Source organism: Paenibacillus sp., from assembly GCF_035645195.1.
GTDB lineage: Bacteria > Bacillota > Bacilli > Paenibacillales > YIM-B00363 > Paenibacillus_AE.
The window spans coordinates 259,717-279,440 of record NZ_DASQNA010000008.1 but is presented as its reverse complement, the minus strand read 5'-3'; the positions used below and the strand labels follow the sequence as shown (position 1 = coordinate 279,440).

The following is a 19,724-nucleotide window of genomic DNA, read 5'->3' as shown; positions in this document are numbered from 1 at the left end:
CGCCAGCGTTCGTCCTGAGCCAGGATCAAACTCTCCAAAAAGGGTAGTTCGTCTATGCTCATTGCTAAGCTAGCTTTAAAACTTTGCTGTGATTGCTCACAGCGCGTATGCGCTCGTTGTTCAGTTTTCAAGGAGCAAGCTTGTGTTGCCTTCTTGCTTGTCCGATTCGCTTTTCGCGACCGGAATTTGAATATATCATATTCGCTTAGGTCTTTGCAAGTGGTAATTTATTACCGCTGCTTCGAACCGTTTTTCCGTCGTCGCTTAACTTGCGGCGACAAGAATATAATATAACGACTTTTGCCTCGGATTGCAACTTGTATTTTTTTACAGCCGAAAAAAATTTGGCCGGGGCAAGCCCCGGCCTCTTGTTTCGCTTAATCCAATGGATACAAAACGATGTCGATCGGTAAATTCGAGCCGGCCGGCGGCGTAAGCTCGATGTCGATATAACGCTCCGTTCCGGTCGTGCGGTGCAGCATGAACACGCCGTCAAGCGCCGTGATGACGCCGGAGGCGGGCGCCAAGATCATTTCTCCGTTAATTTTGAGCGCTCCTTTGAAGACGCCCCCGCGAGCGAGCATTACGAGCGCCGCTTTACCCGGATTGTTGATTCGGACATGATACATTACGCCGTAATTGCCCTTATTTTCGACGATTTGACGGCGGAATACGTCGTACCCTTCAACGAATACGTCCTCCGCGTCGTCGCCGATCGTAAACTTCGCCGCGCCGTTGACGCGGGAAGCGTCCGTTTCCATGCGAACCTCGGATACCGGGAACGTGCCGCGTACGTGACCGTTGTACGCCAACTCCGGGTATGTAAGCGCGGCTTCCATCGGGTCGTTCGGGAGCATTGCGGCGAAGGTGAACGTCACGTCGTTGTTCGTCTCCACGTCGTACACGAGGTTGATGCCCTGGCCTTTCTTCAATTTCGGCAGGTACACATACGCTTTCGATTCACCGGGCTGAACGGTTAGTTCCGGTTTATTTACGTCCCCGACAAGGAAATCCACGGATGCCTGATAGCCGATCAAATTTACGAAAACGGACGGATACACTTCGCCCTGCCGCTCCGTCTTGATCGCGACCGGATTCCGGCCGTGGTTCGTCGCGATGATGGCGAACTGCACGTCGGCATCCATCATATTGATATGATTTGCGTATAGGCGCGCCTTCCCTTCGACGGCGTCGCGGTACAGCACCCCGTACTCGGTTATGTTTTCGGGACTGTCGCTGACGAGCAGCTTCCGCGAATCGTCGCGAATGACCGCCATCGACAGCGGCGCGGCGCTCCGAATATACTGGTTCAGCTCGGTCGAGTTCATTTTGACGAACGACTGCGTTTTCGCGTGATGCATCTGGAACTCGGCCGGCGAATACATCGTGTCGTTTTCGATCGTGATCGTTTTCGTAAACCAATCGCTCACGTTCCCTTTGCTGTCGGTCACTTGGAGCGAAACCTGGTGATCTCCCGGCTTGAAGAACGCTTCTTCGCGGTTTTTCCAGGACACGTATTGGATGCCGTCGCCTTCGACGTCGTAGCTCAAATCGATGTACTGCACCTTTTCGCCCATTTTGTAGCTAGGCTTCCCGAACGTAAATTTCGCGATCGGCTTCGACCCGTCGCCGGACGGCAGCTCTGCGCTGAACGGTGCGTAGACGACCTCGACGCGATTCAGGACAGCATCGTATTCGTATTTCGCCCCGATGCGATCCATCATCCAAGTCAGCTGAGCCATCAGTTTGCCGTCAGGGCTGATCGCGAACGTCGGAGCGAACGTGCCGGGCAATCCGTCGACCAGCGTTGTGCGAAGCGTTAAATCAATCCACACTTCCGTTTTGCCGGCCGTCATGGCGATCGTGTTCGTTACGGGATCGTATACGACCGGAAAGCCGAACGTATCGCCCAAAAACTTCACGGGTACATACATTTTGCCGTTGTATACCGAAGCTGGCGACGTCAGTATCGTCGAGGATCCGTTGACGAACGCTTCGTTCTTGTCGACATACAGCCAAACTTTCATCGCCGTGGACGGCGCCGCGGCGGCGAAGCTTCCGAATGAGCCCAATGTTAATGTCATCAATAAGGCCAATCCAAGGTGCAACAAACGTTTCCTCATAAGTAGTTACCCACTCCCCTTTAGTCTCTCGCTCACAAATAGACGCGGGTTGGGGGAAAAAGTTTCACCGTTGACATGCAAAAATGTAATAAAGTTCCATTGCTCGACCCGATAATTTATTTCTATCAAGAACCTTTCGGAGGATACGGAAAAAGCGCAGGGGAGTTTGCTCCCTGCGCCGTTCATCGCCAGTCAACCAATACCCTATTACCAAACGCCTCCGGCTTCTTCGACGACCTTCAGCGCCTGATGGTGAACGCTCTCGTCGACGACGGCCGTCAGAAGCACGTCCCGGCCCGTCGGGCCGCCTTGCCCGCCGTCGCTCATGCCGCTGGCGTCGGTCCCCGCGGCCATGAGAATGCCAGGGTTGTTGCCCGACACATCGGCGTCGAGCGACAGCGCAGCCAAACTGCCGAAATCGCCCGTCGCGGGATTTTCGCGGTGCTGCATCCCGTCTCCCGGGTATTTCGAAAACCGATCGACGCTGACGTCGACGGCGCGAAGCGCATGCAGTTTCTGCGCGGCGCCCTGCGCATCTTCCGGCGATTTGAAATACGCTAAAATGTTTTTCTCCACGTTCGCCCACCCTCCTTTACTCGAAGCGGCCCCCGCGGCGCTTCACGATTTCGACGGCTTTGTCGTAATCGCGCTCGTCGACGACGGCCGACACGACCGGCCGCCCCTCTTCGCGGCGCTCGCCGTCCTCCGGCAAACCGTCCATCGACGCGACAGCGACGGCGGCCAGCGGCGGATAGCCCGGCATCGCCGACGAAACGCCGGACAGCATAGAGCCTTGATACAGAGGGATGAACGGCGTTTGGTCGATGTCGGCGAACCTCGTCTGAACGCCCATCGTTCGATCCGAGGTCGCTTCCTTCGCCCCTAACGCGCGCAAATCGGTAACCGCCGCGTCGGCGTCGTTCTCGCTATCGAAGTACGCTTGCAGATGCTTCGCCATGCCACAACCACTCCTTTTATTGCTGGCGGCGGTCGGCAGCTTCCATCCGTTCGAGCGCCTCCAGATCGTCTTCGTCCGCAAGCTCGCGGGAAAATTCGACGTCCTCGTTTTTGCCGATCGGCAGCTGCTTCTCCTGCTTCGCGTTGTCCACTGTATTCACCCCGCAATGCATCGAGATTGACGTTAGCTTGCCCAACCGGCCCCGATCCCATGAGAAAAGCGGAGTCCGGTCAGCTTTCGTTCCGGACCGCGTCGGCCGCATCCAGCGCGCCGACCGCGTCCTCGACCTCCGTTCGGCCGTAAAACCGGCGCTCCATCGCCAGATTCGCCTGCGTCGCGTCTTCCTCGTCCGCAAGCAGCTGCGACTGCGTCGCAGCGCTCATGCCCGGCTGATCTGTTTGCTTCGTCGTATCCATCGTGCCGCCTCCATCCTTATCGCGGGTGCACCTTCGAATAGGTTCCCCGACTTACCGGCGAATATGTGCGCAAAAAAAAGAGAGAGAAGTCGCCTTCTCTCCCTAATCGCCCTTGAACGCTTTGCGCATCCGTTCGAAGAACCCGTTATTTTCATGCGTCCGTTCTCCGGACAATCCCGCGAATTCGCGCAGCAGCGATTTTTGCTCTTCCGACAAATTCGTCGGCGTCACGACGACGACCTTCACATGCTGGTCGCCTTGCCCGCTGCCGCGGAGGCGCGGGACGCCCTTGCCCTTCAGGCGGAAATACGTATCCGTCTGAGTGCCCGCCGGAATCTTCAGCTTTACGCGTTCCGTGAGCGTCGGCACCTCGATCTCGTCGCCGAGCGCCGCCTGCGCGAACGTGAGCGGCACCTCGCAGTAAATGTCGTCGCCTTCGCGCTCGAAAAACTCATGCGGCTTCACCCGGATGGAAATGTACAAATCCCCCGGAGGGCCGCCGCGCACGCCGGCTTCCCCTTCTCCGGACACGCGAAGCTGCGCGCCGTCGTCCACGCCCGCCGGAATGCGGATATGAATTTTGCGCTGCTTCTTGACCTTGCCGGAGCCCCAGCAATTGTTGCAACGGTCTTTGATGATTTTGCCGGTGCCGCTGCAGTTGCCGCAGGCGCGCCGGTTCACGATGCGGCCGAACGGCGTATTTTGCACGACTTCCTGCTGACCCGAACCGCGGCATACCGAACACGTCTCCGGTTTCGTTCCAGGCTTCGCCCCGGATCCTTCGCAGACGTCGCAAGTTTCCGTTCGCGGAATCGTAACGTCCGTCTCCTTGCCGAAGACGGCTTCCTTGAACTCGATTTGCATTTGGTATTCCAGGTCCGCGCCTCGCTGCGGTGCGTTCGGATTGCGCCGGCCGCCGCCGCCGAAGAACATGTCGAAAATATCGTTGATGCCGCCGCCGAAATCCGCGCCTCCCCCGCCGAAGCCGCCGAAACCCTGATTCGGGTCGGCGTGGCCGTAACGGTCGTAGTTCGCGCGCTTGGCATCGTCGGACAGCACGTCATATGCTTCCTTCACTTCTTTAAACTTTTCGGCCGCGTCCGCCGCTTTGTTCACGTCAGGATGGTATTCCCGCGCAAGCTTGCGGTAGGCCTTCTTGATTTCGTCCGCGGATGCCCCTTTGCTGACCCCGAGCACCTCGTAAAAGTCGCGTTTCGCCACGCGTTCACCCCCTGCCCGCAAAGAAATCGAAGCCCAAGCGCGCTTGGGCTCCCACCTCTCGCATCAAAGCCGAATTATTTATCTTTGTCGTCGACGACTTCGTAGTCGGCGTCCACGACGTTGTCTTTCTTCGCCGCGCCTTCCGCCGCGCCCGCGCCCGCCGATGCGTCCGCACCCGCGCCTTGCTGCGCTTGCTCGTAGAGCTTCACGGAAAGCTGCTGAATGACATTCGACAATTCCTCGGACTTCGCCTTGATATCATCGGCGTTGCCGCCTTCGAGCGCCTTCTTGAGCGCTTCCTTCGCGTCTTCCGCCTTCTGCTTCTCGCCGGCGTCGACTTTGTCGCCGAGATCCTTGAGCGTCTTCTCGACGGCGTACACGAGCTGATCGGCGTTGTTGCGGAGTTCGACGAGCTCCTTGCGCTTGCGGTCTTCCTCCGCGTTGCGCTCGGCGTCCTTCACCATCCGCTCGACCTCTTCGTCCGACAAACCGCTCGAGGACGTGATCGTAATTTTTTGCGATTTGCCCGTGCCCTTGTCGAGAGCGCTGACGTTCACGATGCCGTTGGCGTCGATATCGAACGTGACCTCGATTTGCGGCACGCCGCGCGGCGCCGGCGGAATGTCGCTCAGCATGAAGCGGCCGAGCGTCTTGTTGTCGGCAGCCATGGCGCGCTCGCCCTGCAGCACGTGAATTTCGACGGACGTCTGGTTGTCCGCGTACGTCGAGAACACCTGCGATTTGCTCGTCGGGATCGTCGTATTCCGGTCGATCATCTTCGTGAATACGCCGCCCGCCGTTTCGATGCCGAGGGACAGCGGCGTAACGTCGAGCAATACGACGTCTTTCACGTCGCCCGTCAGGACGCCCGCTTGAATCGCAGCGCCGAGCGCGACGACTTCATCCGGGTTGACGCCTTTGTACGCTTCTTTGCCGATCAGCTTTTTCACCGCTTCTTGGACGGCCGGGATGCGCGTCGAACCGCCGACGAGAACGACTTTGTCGATTTTGTCCGGCGTCAGGCCCGCGTCTTGAAGCGCGCGGCGCGTCGGTCCCATCGTGCGCTCGACGAGGTCTGCGGACAGCTCCTCGAACTTCGCGCGCGTCAGGTTCATCTCGAGATGCTGCGGCACGCCGTCGACGACCGTGATGAACGGCAGCGAAATCGTCGTCGTGAGCACCGTGGAGAGCTCCTTCTTCGCTTTCTCCGCCGCGTCCTTCAGACGCTGCACCGCCGCTTTGTCCTTGGACAAGTCGACGCCTTGCTCTTTCTTAAATTCGGATACGAGGTGGTTGATAATGACTTCGTCGAAGTCGTCGCCGCCGAGGTGGTTGTCGCCGCTCGTCGCTTTCACTTCGAAAATGCCGTCGCCGAGCTCGAGAATCGACACGTCGAACGTGCCGCCGCCGAGGTCGAATACGAGAATCGTCTGGTCTTCGCCTTTCTCGAGGCCGTACGCAAGCGCCGCCGCCGTCGGCTCGTTGACGATGCGAAGCACTTCGAGGCCGGCGATTTTGCCTGCGTCCTTCGTCGCTTGACGCTGCGAGTCGTTGAAGTACGCCGGAACCGTGATGACCGCCTGCGTCACCGGCGCGCCCAAATACTCTTCCGCGTCCGCCTTCAGCTTCTGGAGAATCATCGCCGAAATTTCCTGCGGCGTGTACTCTTTGTCGTCGATGACCGTCTTATGGTTCGTGCCCATATGACGCTTGATCGAAATGACCGTCCGGTCCGGGTTCGTGATCGATTGGCGCTTCGCGGTTTCGCCCACGATGCGCTCGCCGTCTTTCTTAAAGCCTACGACGGACGGCGTCGTCCGGTTGCCTTCTCGGTTCGGGATGACGACCGCTTCGCCGCCTTCCATCACCGCGACGCAGGAGTTCGTCGTTCCAAGGTCGATACCGATAACTTTACTCATAGCCTGAACTTCCTCCTTAGGTTGGGCTGTCGATCTACTGTCTTCTATGTGTTGCCCGCGCAGATGACGTTATTCCGTCACCTTGACCATCGACGGGCGGATGACTTTCTCTTTCAGCATATATCCCTTCTGCAGCTCCTCGACAACGATGCCGGACTCCGTACCTTCTTCGGCCGGAACCTGCATGATCGCTTGATGCAGTTCGGGATTGAACGGCTGACCGATCGCTTCGATCGGCTTCAGCCCCTCGGATTCCAGCAGCTGCCCGAGCTGGCGCTGAATCATCTCCACGCCCTTCGCGAGCGCTTCGAAATCGCGCTGTTCTCGGCTTGCCGCAACCGCCCGGTCGAAGTTGTCGACGATCGGCAGCAGCCCCTCGATCAGCTTCTGCGAGGCGTACTTCGCGAATTCTTCCTTCTCGGCCCGCGCGCGGCGGCGGAAGTTGTCGAAGTCGGCTTGCGTGCGCAGGTAACGCTGGTAATGCTCCTCCGCGGTTTTCTTCAAGGCTTCCATTTCCGCGTTCGTCGCTGCTTCCTCGGCGAGTTCGGCGTCAGCCGTCTCCGGCGGCTCGGCGGTCGTCTCCGCTTCGGCGTTGGCCTCGGCATTCGTTTCCGTGTTCTCGACGGCTTCGTTCTCCGCCCGCTCTTTCTCCATTTCTTGTTTCATGGCGCCTCTCACCTCCTTCAAGCTATTATGTCCGTTGGCAATTTCATGCAGTCATCGCGCGTGCGCGCGGCAAAAAGCAGGAGACGATTGCCTCCTGCATCGGCGGTGCTTATCGGAACCAACGCGACAAACTGTTCGTCATATCCTTCGTAAACAGATCGAGAACGGCAATGACCTTCCGATAATCCATCCGGGTCGGACCCAAAATGCCGATCGTGCCGACCGGCTGGCCGTCAATCGCGTACGATGCCGTAATGACGCTGCAGTTGTTGATCGCTTCCAGACTGTTCTCGCCGCCGATGCGCACCTGAATGCCCGCCGGCGTCGAAGCGAACATGCTAAGAAGCGTCTGCGTCTGGTCGAACAGCTCGAGGATCGTCTTCACCTTGTCGACGTCCTTAAACTCCGGCTGCGTCAACATCTTCGTCGCGCCGCCCAAGTAGAGGCGATCGGACTCGTCGTTCTGCAGCACCGATTCGACCATGGAGAGCAGTTCCTCGTAGCCTGCAACGTGCTTGCTGAGCTCCGAGACCAGTTCGGTATACATCTTCGATCGGAGCCGGTACAGCGGCTCGCCCTTCAGCTTCGCGTTCATCAGGTTGACGAATTTCTCGATCTCGTTCATCGGAACGCCTTCCGGGATCGTAACCGTACGGTTCTCGACGTGGCCCGTGTTCGTGACGATGATCGCGACGGCCGACCGCTCGTTCAGCGGGATGAGCTGCAGCGACGCCAGCGTCGTCTTGTACGTCTCCGGTCCGAGCACGATCGCCGTATAATTCGTCAGGCCCGACAAAATCGATGCCGCCTGCTGCACGACGCTTTCGACTTCTTGGATTTTGCTCTCGAAAAACGACTTGATTGATTCCTTCTCCGTTGCCGTGAGCGTCCCTGGGCTTAACAAATGGTCCACGTAATACCGGTACCCTTTGTTCGAAGGAATGCGTCCCGCGGACGTATGCGGCTGCTCGAGAAAGCCGAGCTCCTCCAAGTCCGACATCTCGTTCCGGATGGTCGCGGCGCTGTATCCAACGTCACCGCGCTTCGATATGCTTCGCGATCCGACCGGCTCGGCGGACCGAATGTAATCGTCGACGATGGCCGCCAAAATCATCTTCTGACGTTCGGATAACAAGACGCAACCCTCCTCGGCAAGTGGCTGATTAGCACTCCAAAGCAGTGAGTGCTAAGCTACTCCAAACATACCGAATACGGAGGGTCGTTGTCAAGTCAGTCTAGTCGTTTCAGGACTGCAATTTCATCGCAGTTGTGCTGCTTTTTGCAATGAATGCAATCCCGCCAAACCTTTTCCGGGAAAATTTCTTTATTTACGACCGTAAAGCCGTTCCGTTCGAAAAACGCCACCTCGTACGTGAGCGCCATCAGCTTCGGAATGCCCATATCTCTGGCCTGCCGCTCGAGCAGCTCCACGATTTTGCGTCCGATACCTTGACCTTGGTACGCCGGATCGAGGCCGAGCGAACGGATTTCCACGAGATCCGCACCGAGACGCAGCAGCGCGCCGCAACCGACGACGCGCCCGTCGACTTCGGCGACGACGAACGTGTCAATTTGCTCCGTCAGCGCCTCCTTCGACCGGGGCAGCATGATGCCGCCGGCGGCGTATCCTTGAATCAGTTCATATAAATAGTCGACATCGTCGATCGTTGCTTTCCGGCATACCGCGGTTTGGATCACGGCGCATCCCACGCTTCCGTTATAAGATGATAATTGTGATTGAATAAATATACAACAAAATGAATACCCGTACAATACGACTTCGGCAAAAAAATGATTCCCTTACGACGTAACATACGTTGTAAGGGAATCAAAGGTTTGGGTTTCTTGTACTATTTTTTTATGACAATTTTTTGCAGCGGTTACGTCGCCGGCTGCGCCTCGAGGAACGCGCCGAACACTTCGTTCCCGAGCAGGATGCCGTTCCTTGTCAGGCGGTATCCGACAGGCGTCGCTTCGAGCAGCCCTTGCTTCGCGAGCCGTTCGATCGTGTTGCCGAACGTCTCGTCGAGTCCGCGCCCGAACTGCGCTTCGAAGTCGGCGCGGTCGACGCCCCTCAGGAGCCTTAAGCCGACCATCATGAAGTCCTCCATCGCTTCCCGTTCGGCGACTTCTTCCTGATCGAGGACCGGGAGTCCGGCTTTCGTCGCGTCGATGTACGGCTGAATGCCTTTGACGTTGACGTGGCGGCGACCCTTCACGTACCCGTGCGCCCCGGCCCCCAAGCCGTAGTAGCTCTCATTGCGCCAATACACGGTGTTATGCTTGCTTTCGAAGCCCGGCTTCGCGAAATTGCTGATTTCGTACTGCTCGTACCCCGCCGAGCGCATCCGGTCCATGATGAGGTGGAACATGGCGACTTCGTCTTCTTCCTTCGGCAGCGGCAGCTCGCCCCGCTCGTAGAGCGTGTGGAAGAGCGTGTTCTCTTCGACCTTCAGGCTGTATATCGAATGGTGCGGCAGCTTCAGCTCGAGCGCCTTGTCGAGCGTATCGCTCATCTGCTGCAACGTTTGGTTCGGCAAGCCGAAGATGAGGTCGATCGACACGTTGGCGAAGCCCGCCGCGCGCGCGTTGTCGATGCTGCGGTACACGTCGTCGACGGAATGAATGCGTCCGATCGCGTGCAGCAGGCCCGAATCGAACGACTGGACGCCGAACGACAGCCGGTTCACGCCGCCTTCTCGCATCGCCTGCAGCTTCTCGGCGTCGGTCGTGCCCGGGTTCGCCTCCATCGTGAACTCGTAATCCGGCGCGAGGTTCGGGAAATAGGCGCGAACGGAGGCGAGGAAGCGCTCCATTTGCTCCGGCGTCAGCACCGTCGGCGTGCCGCCGCCGACGAACACGGTGCGGATGACGCCGGGCGGGACGGCGCTCGCCGTCGCTTCCATCTCGCGCTCGAGCGCGTCGAGATATTCGTGCACGGGCTGCCCTTTCAGCACGTACGAGTTGAAGTCGCAGTAGTGGCATTTGTTCGTGCAAAACGGGATATGAATATACACCGCTTCCGGCGTTTCGGTCCGCTGTCTCATTAGGCTGCGTCACCGCCTTTCGATTGGTATGCTTGGCAGGGCGCCCGCGCGGCCGTTGAGTCGGAGAAACTCCGGATTATTTCGCCTGCGCCGCGCCCGCCGCCCAAAAACGACGCCCCGGCCAACATGCGCCGGGGCAACGACTAACGACTATTCGTCGATCTTCAGCACCGCCATGAACGCTTCCTGCGGCACTTCGACCGAGCCGACCTGCTTCATCCGCTTCTTGCCTTCCTTCTGCTTCTCGAGCAGCTTCCGCTTCCGCGAGATGTCGCCGCCGTAACATTTGGCGAGGACGTTCTTCCGCATCGCTTTGACCGTTTCGCGGGCGATGACCTTCTGGCCGATCGTCGCTTGAATCGGTACCTCGAACATTTGGCGCGGAATGATGTCCTTCAGCTTTTCGCACAAAATTTTGCCGCGGTTGTACGCGTTATCTCTATGCACGATGAACGACAGCGCATCGACCTTCTCGTTGTTCAGCAAAATGTCCATCTTGACGAGGTTCGAACGCTTGTAGCCCGATACCTCGTAGTCGAACGACGCGTATCCTTTCGTCCGCGACTTCAGCTGGTCGAAGAAATCGTACACGATTTCCGACAGCGGAATGTCATAAATGAGCGTCACGCGCGTCGCGTCGAGATACTGCATATCGATGAAGTCGCCGCGCTTGTTTTGGCACAGGTCCATAATTTGGCCGACGAAGTCCTTCGGCACGATGATCGACGCCTTCACGTACGGCTCTTCGATATGGTCGATCTTTTGCTGCTCCGGCATGTTGGACGGGTTGTCGATGTCGAGGACGGTGCCGTCCGTCAGGAACACTTTGAACACGACGCTCGGTGCCGTCGTCAGCATCGGAATGTTAAACTCGCGCTCGATCCGCTCCTGGATGATCTCCATGTGCAGCAGGCCGAGGAAGCCGCAGCGGAACCCGAAGCCGAGCGCTTGCGACGTCTCAGGCTCGTACCGCAGCGACGCGTCGTTCAGCTCGAGCTTCTCGAGCGCTTCGCGCAGCTCCGCGTAGTCGGCCGTGTCGATCGGATACAAGCCGCAGAACACCATCGGGTTGATGCGGCGGTAGCCCGGCAGCGGCTCCTTCACCGGGTTTTTCGCGTCGGTGATCGTGTCGCCCACGCGCGTATCCTTCACGTTCTTGATGCCCGCCACGACGAAGCCGACGTCGCCGGCGCGCAGCTCGTCCACGCTCGCCATCTTCGGCTTGAACGCGCCGACCTCGATAACCTCGAATTCTTTCTCGGTCGCCATAAAGCGGATTTTGGAGCCGGCCTTGATGACTCCGTCCATGACGCGCACGTACACGATGACGCCTTTATAAGGATCATAGTGGGAGTCGAAAATGAGCGCCTTCGTCGGCTTCTCCGCATCGCCTGTAGGCGGCGGCACCTTTTTCACGATTTGCTCAAGAATGTCTTTAATGCCGATGCCCGCCTTCGCGGAGGCGAGCACCGCGTCGCTCGCGTCCAAACCGATGACGTCCTCGATTTCTTGGCGGATGCGCTCCGGCTCCGCGCTCGGCAGGTCGATCTTATTGATGACCGGCAGAATTTCCAAATTGTTGTCGAGCGCCAGGTACACGTTCGCCAGCGTCTGCGCCTCGATGCCCTGCGCCGCGTCGACGACGAGCAGCGCCCCTTCGCAAGCCGCGAGGCTGCGGGACACCTCGTACGTAAAGTCGACGTGTCCGGGCGTATCGATCAAATTGAGCGTATACGTCTCGCCGTCGTCGGCTTTATATTGAAGCCGGACGGCCTGCAGCTTGATCGTGATGCCGCGCTCCCGTTCCAGGTCCATTTGGTCGAGCAGCTGCTCCTGCATCTCGCGCTGCTGCACCGCGCCCGTATATTCCAGGATACGGTCGGCAAGCGTCGATTTCCCATGGTCGATATGGGCGATGATACAAAAATTGCGAACTTTGCTTTGCCGCGAATCCATCGTAGACATAAGTCACCCCGTCGAAATAGCCGTATATCCTCACTATTATATCAGCAGCGAGGGCATACGGCAAAGCGTCAATGAATGACGGCGTCGAACACGGCGGCGATGAAGCGCAGAACGCCTTTCGCAACGTAGCGCAGCGTGTCGCCGAGCCAGAGGGAGAAGCGGTAAATGAGGCTCGACGGCTCGACGTCGCCGGCTGCGGCAGCGCCCGCAGCGCCCGCAGTGCCCGCAGAGGAGCCGGCAGTGCCCGCAGAGGCGCTCGCAGCGCCGGCGGTACCCGCGGAGGCGCCGGCCGCGGCGGTCGACGCCGCGCCTTCGCCCGGTCCCGCCTGCGCGGCATCCTTCGCTGGCGAACCGCCGCCGAAGACGGCGATCGGCGTGCGGGCGCCGGCCGGTTCCCCGGCAAGCAGCGGGCCTTGCACGCGCTCGATGCCCATCGCGGCGATTTCGATGCCGATGAATACGCAAACGATCGCAAGCACGACGGCCATCAACGCCTTCGTTCCCCACGCGTTCATTCAAGGTCCCTCCTTCCGACGACTGTCGCAGCGTTACGCCTTGCTCCCATCCTTCGCGTCGCCGGCTTCGCCGCCGTCCGCGCGCCCCGCGACCCGGACGCCGTTCTCGTCCATCGCCATCTCGGCGAGCACCGCGGCGAGCGCGTCGACCGTCCGGTAGCTCTCTTCCAGCGAATTGTCCACGCCGCCGATCTCGATCAACAGGCTTCCCGACGACAGCGACTGATTATACTCGCCGTTCCCGTGCTTTTTGCTTTTGGACAAAATTCCTTTGGACAAGCCCGGGAACTTGCGCTCCAGCGCTTCGTGGAGGCGCCTTGCGAGCGCCTCGTTCTCCTTCCAATTCGGGTTGCCTTGTCCCACGATAAAATAGAGCCGGGCGTAGTCCTTGCCGTCAATGGACACCGTCGTCTGTTTGCGGCGCTGCGAGTCGCGGTGAATGTCGATGAGGTACACAAGTTCCCTATGTACGGCGAGCGCCTCGCGGACGGTCGTTTTCGAATATTTGTACGAGTAGTTGTAGTTGAAGCTCGGCACCGCCGTATTGTAGTCGGTATCCGAGTGGACGGCGCCGACGCCTCGCTCCTCCAGCCGATCGCGCAGACGCTCGCCGAGCAGCGTCACGTTGACGTCCGCGTCGAACGCCTCGGCGGGCTGGTCCTTGCCGGTTCCCTTCAGCTCCGGAAGCCACGACTCTCGGTTATGCGAATGATAAATGAACGCCAGCTTCCGCTCCGTCCCCGCGGCGACCGCGTCGGCGGCGGCCGGTTTCGCTTCGCCCGCGGCCTCCGCAGCCGGCTTCGCTGCGCTGTCGCCGGCCGAAGCGGCCTCCTCCGGCGCCGGCGGCCCCATGACGTCTCCGGCGCCGGCGCTCGATGCCGCGTCCGGGGCGGCATCCGCGACGCCGCCTTCCGCAGGCGCCTCGGACGCGGCGCCGCTCTCCTTCTTCGACGCCAGCAGCGTCGTGCCGAGGCCCGGCTCGATGCCGGGCATGTCCAGCTTCATGCCGGCCGCGATCGTGCCCGTCACGAACGCGGCGGCTTGTCCTATCGACGACAAAGGGGGTTCCGGCGCGCGCGTGCTCGCCGCCCCGACCGTGCCGATCCCGACGCATACCGTCACTAACGCCGTCGCTAGGCGCATCCCGAGTTTATTCATCGTTCGGTTCCTCCCTTATCGGCGCGCGGTCCCGCTCAAGCGGAAACGACGCTCGCCGCTCTCTCAATCTACCGGTACTTCTACTCTATGAACACTGCGAGAGAATAGAACCGAAAAATAGAATCGGACGCGAAAAGCCGCCGGCGATTCCGGGGACGGCCGGATCGCGCGGCGGCGCGGACGTGCGCGCTGAGCGCCTAGTGCGTATAAGCAGAAACGTTGTTGACGTCGACCGCTTCGTGTAAAGCAGCGTTCAATCCGCTGGCGATAATGTTGGCGATGTCTTCGATAAACTGATCGATCTCCTTCGGCGTGACGAGCAGGTCGTGCCCGAGCGGGTTCAGCACCTCGCGCACCATGCCGAGCCGGTCCTGCTCCGTCATGCTCGGCAGCATGCCGAGGATCGCGTTCGTGTTCTCCGTCTGCTTGCCGAAGTTTTGCGACAGCAGCTCGATCGTGGAGTTGACGATCGTCGACGCGTAGACGACGGTCGGCACGCCGATGGCGATGACCGGTACGCCCAGCGACTCCTTCGTGACGCCTTTGCGCTTGTTGCCGATGCCGGAGCCCGGATGGATGCCGGTATCCGCGATCTGAATCGTCGTGTTGACCCGCTCCAGCGCTTTGGACGCGAGGGCGTCGACCGCGATGACGAGGTCCGGCTTCGACTTCTCGACGATGCCTTGCACGATTTCGCTCGTCTCGATGCCCGTAATGCCGAGCACGCCCGGCGCCACCGCGCTCACCTGGCGATAGCCCGGCGCCACCTGATCCGGCATCAGCTCGAAATAATGGCGCGTCACCATCACGTTCTCCACGACGATCGGCCCCAGCGCGTCCGGCGTGACGTTCCAGTTGCCGAGACCGACGATCAGCACCTTCGCGTCTTTGCCGATGCCCGCCTTTTCCAAATACGATTCGAAATGCTTCGCGAACAACGTGGCCACCCGGTCCTGCAGCTTCGAATCCTTATGGCGCAGTCCAGGCACCTCGATCGTCAAATAATGGCCGGGGCGTTTGCCGAGGGCGTTCGCCCCCTCCTCCGACGAAATGTCGATTTTCGTCACATAAATGCCGTCCTCTTCGTACGTCTCCGAGTCGACGCCGGGAATCGCAATCCGATCCCGCTGCGTCGCCATTTCGCGGGCTTCGACGGCGAGGTCGGTCCGCACCGAATATGCGCTCAAGTCCAAACTCATGCTCCCATCGCATCCTTCCTACGAACAGTCTTTCCGTAGTTTGCTGCTTCCGAAAGCGCCTTATGCACCCCGCGGACGAGCGAATCGCGAAAAGAGTTGATTTTTCGAAGCGCCCAAGCTATAATATGAAAAGTTGACTTTGGAACACCCTGCCCGGTTGTCTGTCAAGGAGGTGAAACGGCATGCCTAATATTAAATCCGCAGAAAAGCGCGTTAAACAAAGCGAGAAGCGTCGCCTTCGCAACGCGTCCCAAAAATCCGCTCTGCGCACAGCTGTAAAAACAGCGGAATCGGCTCTCACGCAAAGCGACGTGGAGAAGGCAAAAGAAGCCCTCCTGAACGCAACCAAGAAGCTCGATAAGGCGGTAACGAAGGGATTAATTCATAAAAACGCCGCAGCTCGGAAGAAATCTCGCTTGGCGAAGAAAGTAAACGAGTTGGCTGCAAAAGCTTAATTCCGTTCGCGAACGAACAAAGGGGTTGCCCTTGAGTCTATCCAGACTCGGGCAGCCCCTTTTTGTATGCCTTACTACGAGCCGGCGGAAGCGCCGGCGCGCGTTACCGCGCCGCCGACGCCGCGGCCGCCCCGAGCCGCAAAATGAACAGCTCGAGGCCCAGCGTCTTGTCGATCGAGCCGCTCTTCATCGCGAGATCGAGGTCCGCCAGCTCCTTCATCAGCCGCTCCAGCGTTTCCGTGCGAAACCGTTTCGCCTGCTCGCCCGCGATCTTGACCGCGTACGGATGAGCGCCGAGCTGCGAAGCGATTTGCTGCTGCGAGAAGCCCTGCTTCGCCAGCTCCTTCGCGCCGAGCATCATCCGGAACTGCCGGGCGATGAGCGCGAGCAGCTTGATCGGCTCCTCCTTCTCCTTGAGCAAGTCGTGCAAAATCGTCATCGCCCGCTCCGGCCGCAGCTTCGCGATTTCTTCGACGAGCTGGAACACGTTCTGCTCCGGCGTGCGGATCGACAGCGACTCGATATGCTCCGTTCGAATGGCGCCCCCTTGGCCGACGAACAAGGCCAGCTTCTCGATCTCCGACGCCAGCGTCGCGCAGCTGCCGCCGACGCGGGCGAGCAGCGCCTCGGCCGCGTCGGGCTCGATGCGCACGCCGCGGCCCGCGGCTTTCTTCGCGATCCACTGCTGCAGCTCGGCCGGGCCGAGCGGCGCGAACGGCAGCACGACGGCCGACTCCTTCAGCGACTTGACGACTTTCTTCCGTTCGTCCAGCTTCTCGGCGGGCACCGTCAACACCAAAATCGCATGCTCCGCGGGACGGGCGGCGTACGACTGCAGCGCCTCCGGCTTATGCTCCGCCTTCGACGGGTCGCGGCCGCCGGTCAGAAAATGAGCGTTCGAGGCGACTACGAGCTTACGAGGCGCGAGGAACGGCAGCGTCTCCGCGTCCTCCAGCACCGTCTCGAGCGGCGTCTCCGTCAAATCGTACCGGCTGAAGGCGAAATCCTTCGTCTCCGCGTCCAGCGCCGTGGCCGTCAGCAGCTCGAGCCACTCTCCCATGATGTGCGTTTCCGTCCCATACAGTATGTAAACCGGCCGAATCGTCCCCTGCGACCATTCTCGGGCGGCTTGCTTGTAATCCATGTCCGCTCCCCCGTCCGCGCTTCCAGTGGTTTCCCTCTTCTTATCTCTTAACATAGTAAAACAACAAAGGGATCGCGTCAAAGCGGCAAGCCGCCTTTCGCGATCCCTTCGTCCCATCACATCTATATAAACACCGGAAGGAAGCCCTAGGACCCTTCCTCCGCGGTGGATATATCAGCGGCTGGGACCATTCGTCGTTGTTCAGTATTACTATACGCAACCGGCGCGCAAGGTGTGCATCAAGGCGCCGCCGATGACGACGGTTCGGGCGCCGAATCGGCTTTCGCCTCGGCTTCCTTGCCCTCCGCGGCGTCGATCGCGAACGTACGCACGCCGTTCTCGGCCGTTACGCGGTACGTCAGCGTCGCTCCGTCCCATCCGACGAGCTCGATCGGCTCCGTCCATCGATGCGGCGAAACGTATTCCCCGTCGGCCCAAATGACCGCGACCGCCGCCGTTCCGTCCTCGAACCGCTTCACCTCGGCCGAATACGTCCCGTCCTCGGAGCGAAGCGGCTCGCCGTATTGATCCTGCGTCTCCGCGTGATCGAACGGGCCCGCGGCGATGCCGTACTTCGGCCCTTCCTCCAACCCTGGCGCTTCCGGCGAAGGCTCGGGCGTCGGGGCGCCTGCGCCAACCGCTCCGTTCGTCCCGCCTCCGGTGACGCCCTGCGTCCCTTCGGCTTCAGACTTTGGGGCGGGAGCGGCGAACGCGTCGTTCGACGCTTTGTCGGAAGGCGCCTCCGCGACGTCGACCGGAGTCCCGCGCTCGGCCGCAGCGTCGTGCCGCGCGCCGTCCGCCGGCGCTTCCGGCGCCGACGCGATGCTCATCGTCGCGCCCCCGGCCGCAGCGGAGCTCTCCGCCGCCGGCGCCGCCGTGTCGGCGGCCATCATCGACGACGCGGCTTCGTTCGCGGCCGTCGATTCTTCGGTCGAGCCGCCGGCGCCGCCGAACGAATCAGAGAGACCGTTCACGATCAATACGCCCAGCACCGCAGCCGCCGCAGCCGCGCCGCCGATGCGCGCGAACGCTCCACGGGCGTACCACGGCCGTGCCGGCCGTTCCGGCGCGCGCGCCGCCGCTTCGTCGCGCACTCGGTTCCATTCGCCCGCGGCCGCATCGATCTCCTGCAGGCGCGGAAGAATCGAATCGACGAGGCTGACACTCGGAGCGACTTTGGGCAAATTCGCCAAATCGTTATCAATTTGAAGGAGACGTTCCATCATCTCGGCGCAATCCGGGCACGATTCGAGATGGTCCGACAGCTTCTTATGCTCGTCGCCGTTCAAATCGCCGTCTAGGTGTCTCTGCATCAGTTCCATCACCTCTTCGCAATTCATCACCGAACACCGCCTTTCTGATACTCCTTAAGGAGCGTTTGTAGCTGTCGCCTGGCCCGAAACAAATACGACTTCACCGTATTGAGGGGCAGCCCGAGAGAGTCCGCAATTTCGGTGTAAGAGAAATCCTGCAAATACCGGAGCACCACGACCGTCCGATGGTGCTCGGGGAGCCGCTGAATCGCCTCCCGGATATCTTGCGCCGCGTAGGAAGACATAACTTCCTCCTCGACGTTGTTTTCCGTAGGAAACACCATGTTGTGCTCTTCGATCGACACCGACGCTTTCGCGCGGCGGAATTTATCGATGCAAATATTGGTGACGATGCGCTGCACCCACGTTTTGAATTGGGCCTTTTCCTCGTAAGAACCTATTTTGGTATAAATGCGGATCAGCGCTTCTTGCGCCGCGTCCATGGCATCTTGTTCGTTATTCAGGATGTAGTATGCCGTACGGTATACATGCGTCTCAATCTCGCGCAGCAGCGCGATCAGGGCGTCGCGATCGCCCGATTGAGCGGCTCTGATCAGATGTTGCTCCACCAAGATGGGGTCCCCCTTTCTTGCATCCTTTCAGACGCGCCATACGAAAATTTTGTTGCAGTCTTCTCGCAGTCTTCTCGTCCATCTTTAAAGATTCTACTCTATTCCGTCGATCCTGGCTATGGAATCGGGCGGCAGGGAATAACGCAAACACCGCCGAATCGGCGCGGAGACCGTTCGGCGGTGCATGGTTCGAGCGCGTTAAAATTGAATCCAAACGGCCGTTTTATCGTCGGACGTCTTCACCCGCGGGTACAACCGGCCGTCCGGGTCGCTCTCCTCCCGCCGGATCAGCCATTCGACGAACGGCTTCAGCCCCATCCCGGCGACCATCCGCAGCGTCTCCGCCGCGTCGAACGGCTCTTCGCCGGCCGGCTTGCAGACGTACAGCCCGTCGGACATGAGCAGCAGCGCCTTAAGGCCGATCCGGTTGATCGACCCGTGCTCGACGTAATCGTCGAAGGCGGGGTCGCCGTTGAGCACCGCGTAACCCGCATCGGTGTTCGTCCGCCGGCGCCCGTCGACGATTTGCGGCAGGACGCCGCGCCACTGCTCCGATCGATCGCGCTGTCCGCCCGCCGCCCCTTCCGCCCACAGGCGCAGCGTCTCCCGGTCGATCGGGGCGTTCTGGTCGCGCGTCACGACGCGAACGGAGCCGTCGGCGTACAGCGCCGCCAGCATGCAGTCGCTCGCCTGCGCGTATTCGACGCTCCGCTCGCGGACGCGCACGACGACCGCCGCGGCGCTCCACAGCGCTTCCTTGCGCGACGGATCGATCCCCTCCCGCTCCATCGCCTCGCGCAGCCGCCGATTCGCGGCGATCAACCGCTCGCGCAGCGGCTCGTCCGCCGCCGGAGCCCCTTCGTCGAGCAGCTCGGCGACGATTCGCGCGGCGAGATAACCGCCGGTTTCGCCCCCGGCGCCCGCGAACGGCACGAGCGACGTGGCGCCGTCCACGACGGCGTACACGCCCCGCTCCGTACGACTGACGAGAGCGTCCTCGTTCCAAGCGCCGCTCCCTTGAATGCTAATGGTTTCAACGATCATCGCGTATCC

At 60.3% G+C, this 19,724-nt stretch carries 20 protein-coding genes; 1 reads left to right on the top strand and 19 read right to left on the bottom strand.

Going from position 1 to position 19,724, the window contains the following annotated elements; genetic code table 11:
* Positions 1 to 377: 377 nt before the first annotated feature.
* From VE009_RS04385 to gpr, 15 genes are all read right to left on the bottom strand, one after another.
* A complete protein-coding gene (locus VE009_RS04385) occupies positions 378 to 2,084 on the bottom strand; it encodes a copper amine oxidase N-terminal domain-containing protein (protein ID WP_325006176.1) in 1,707 nt (568 codons plus the stop codon).
* A gap of 246 nt (positions 2,085 to 2,330) precedes the next feature.
* Positions 2,331 to 2,699, bottom strand: coding sequence for a hypothetical protein (locus VE009_RS04380; RefSeq protein WP_325006175.1), 369 nt, complete (start codon positions 2,697 to 2,699; stop codon positions 2,331 to 2,333).
* Positions 2,700 to 2,715: 16 nt separating this feature from the next.
* Positions 2,716 to 3,081 carry a hypothetical protein gene (locus VE009_RS04375; protein ID WP_325006174.1) on the bottom strand — a complete coding sequence of 122 codons (366 nt, stop codon included), beginning with the start codon at positions 3,079 to 3,081 and terminating at the stop codon, positions 2,716 to 2,718.
* Between the two features lie 16 nt (positions 3,082 to 3,097).
* Entirely contained in the window at positions 3,098 to 3,232 is a 135-nt protein-coding gene (locus VE009_RS04370) for a YfhD family protein (protein ID WP_414694774.1), read from the bottom strand.
* A 79-nt stretch (positions 3,233 to 3,311) separates the two neighbouring features.
* Positions 3,312 to 3,497 carry a hypothetical protein gene (locus VE009_RS04365; RefSeq protein WP_325006173.1) on the bottom strand — a complete coding sequence of 62 codons (186 nt, stop codon included), beginning with the start codon at positions 3,495 to 3,497 and terminating at the stop codon, positions 3,312 to 3,314.
* 102 nt (positions 3,498 to 3,599) lie between these two features.
* The gene (gene dnaJ, locus VE009_RS04360) at positions 3,600 to 4,718 is read right to left on the bottom strand and encodes a molecular chaperone DnaJ (RefSeq protein ID WP_325006172.1); all 1,119 of its coding nucleotides are present in this window, start codon (positions 4,716 to 4,718) and stop codon (positions 3,600 to 3,602) included.
* A 74-nt stretch (positions 4,719 to 4,792) separates the two neighbouring features.
* Positions 4,793 to 6,637 (bottom strand): molecular chaperone DnaK, encoded by a 1,845-nt coding sequence (dnaK, locus tag VE009_RS04355; RefSeq protein WP_325006171.1) that lies wholly within the window; start codon positions 6,635 to 6,637, stop codon positions 4,793 to 4,795.
* 69 nt (positions 6,638 to 6,706) lie between these two features.
* A complete protein-coding gene (gene grpE, locus VE009_RS04350) occupies positions 6,707 to 7,303 on the bottom strand; it encodes a nucleotide exchange factor GrpE (protein ID WP_325006170.1) in 597 nt (198 codons plus the stop codon).
* A 109-nt stretch (positions 7,304 to 7,412) separates the two neighbouring features.
* On the bottom strand, positions 7,413 to 8,438 hold the full coding sequence (gene hrcA, locus VE009_RS04345; RefSeq protein WP_325006169.1) for a heat-inducible transcriptional repressor HrcA: 1,026 nt from the start codon (positions 8,436 to 8,438) through the stop codon (positions 7,413 to 7,415).
* Between the two features lie 95 nt (positions 8,439 to 8,533).
* Positions 8,534 to 9,001 (bottom strand): N-acetyltransferase, encoded by a 468-nt coding sequence (locus VE009_RS04340; protein WP_414694773.1) that lies wholly within the window; start codon positions 8,999 to 9,001, stop codon positions 8,534 to 8,536.
* 182 nt (positions 9,002 to 9,183) lie between these two features.
* Complete coding sequence (gene hemW / locus VE009_RS04335; RefSeq protein ID WP_325006167.1) at positions 9,184 to 10,350, bottom strand: radical SAM family heme chaperone HemW; 1,167 nt, start codon at positions 10,348 to 10,350, stop codon at positions 9,184 to 9,186.
* A gap of 150 nt (positions 10,351 to 10,500) precedes the next feature.
* Complete coding sequence (gene lepA / locus VE009_RS04330; protein ID WP_325006166.1) at positions 10,501 to 12,315, bottom strand: translation elongation factor 4; 1,815 nt, start codon at positions 12,313 to 12,315, stop codon at positions 10,501 to 10,503.
* 68 nt (positions 12,316 to 12,383) lie between these two features.
* The gene (locus VE009_RS04325) at positions 12,384 to 12,830 is read right to left on the bottom strand and encodes a hypothetical protein (RefSeq protein WP_325006165.1); all 447 of its coding nucleotides are present in this window, start codon (positions 12,828 to 12,830) and stop codon (positions 12,384 to 12,386) included.
* A 33-nt stretch (positions 12,831 to 12,863) separates the two neighbouring features.
* The gene (locus tag VE009_RS04320) at positions 12,864 to 13,988 is read right to left on the bottom strand and encodes a stage II sporulation protein P (RefSeq protein WP_325006164.1); all 1,125 of its coding nucleotides are present in this window, start codon (positions 13,986 to 13,988) and stop codon (positions 12,864 to 12,866) included.
* Positions 13,989 to 14,185: 197 nt separating this feature from the next.
* Positions 14,186 to 15,187 (bottom strand): GPR endopeptidase, encoded by a 1,002-nt coding sequence (gpr, locus tag VE009_RS04315; RefSeq protein ID WP_325006163.1) that lies wholly within the window; start codon positions 15,185 to 15,187, stop codon positions 14,186 to 14,188.
* Between the two features lie 182 nt (positions 15,188 to 15,369).
* Between gpr and rpsT the strand changes: the two genes are divergently transcribed.
* The gene (gene rpsT / locus VE009_RS04310) at positions 15,370 to 15,642 is read left to right on the top strand and encodes a 30S ribosomal protein S20 (protein ID WP_325006162.1); all 273 of its coding nucleotides are present in this window, start codon (positions 15,370 to 15,372) and stop codon (positions 15,640 to 15,642) included.
* Between the two features lie 103 nt (positions 15,643 to 15,745).
* On the opposite strand, the gene holA is transcribed toward rpsT, so the two are convergent.
* From holA to VE009_RS04290, 4 genes are all read right to left on the bottom strand, one after another.
* Positions 15,746 to 16,786: a DNA polymerase III subunit delta gene (holA, locus tag VE009_RS04305; protein ID WP_325006161.1), complete on the bottom strand. Its 1,041-nt coding sequence runs from the start codon at positions 16,784 to 16,786 to the stop codon at positions 15,746 to 15,748.
* 239 nt (positions 16,787 to 17,025) lie between these two features.
* Positions 17,026 to 18,126 carry a zf-HC2 domain-containing protein gene (locus VE009_RS04300; protein WP_325006160.1) on the bottom strand — a complete coding sequence of 367 codons (1,101 nt, stop codon included), beginning with the start codon at positions 18,124 to 18,126 and terminating at the stop codon, positions 17,026 to 17,028.
* Positions 18,126 to 18,671: an RNA polymerase sigma factor gene (locus tag VE009_RS04295; RefSeq protein ID WP_325006159.1), complete on the bottom strand. Its 546-nt coding sequence runs from the start codon at positions 18,669 to 18,671 to the stop codon at positions 18,126 to 18,128. The genes VE009_RS04300 and VE009_RS04295 overlap by 1 nt, the downstream gene beginning before the upstream one ends.
* A gap of 198 nt (positions 18,672 to 18,869) precedes the next feature.
* On the bottom strand, positions 18,870 to 19,715 hold the full coding sequence (locus VE009_RS04290; RefSeq protein ID WP_325006158.1) for a protein phosphatase 2C domain-containing protein: 846 nt from the start codon (positions 19,713 to 19,715) through the stop codon (positions 18,870 to 18,872).
* Between the last annotated feature and the right edge of the window lie 9 nt (positions 19,716 to 19,724).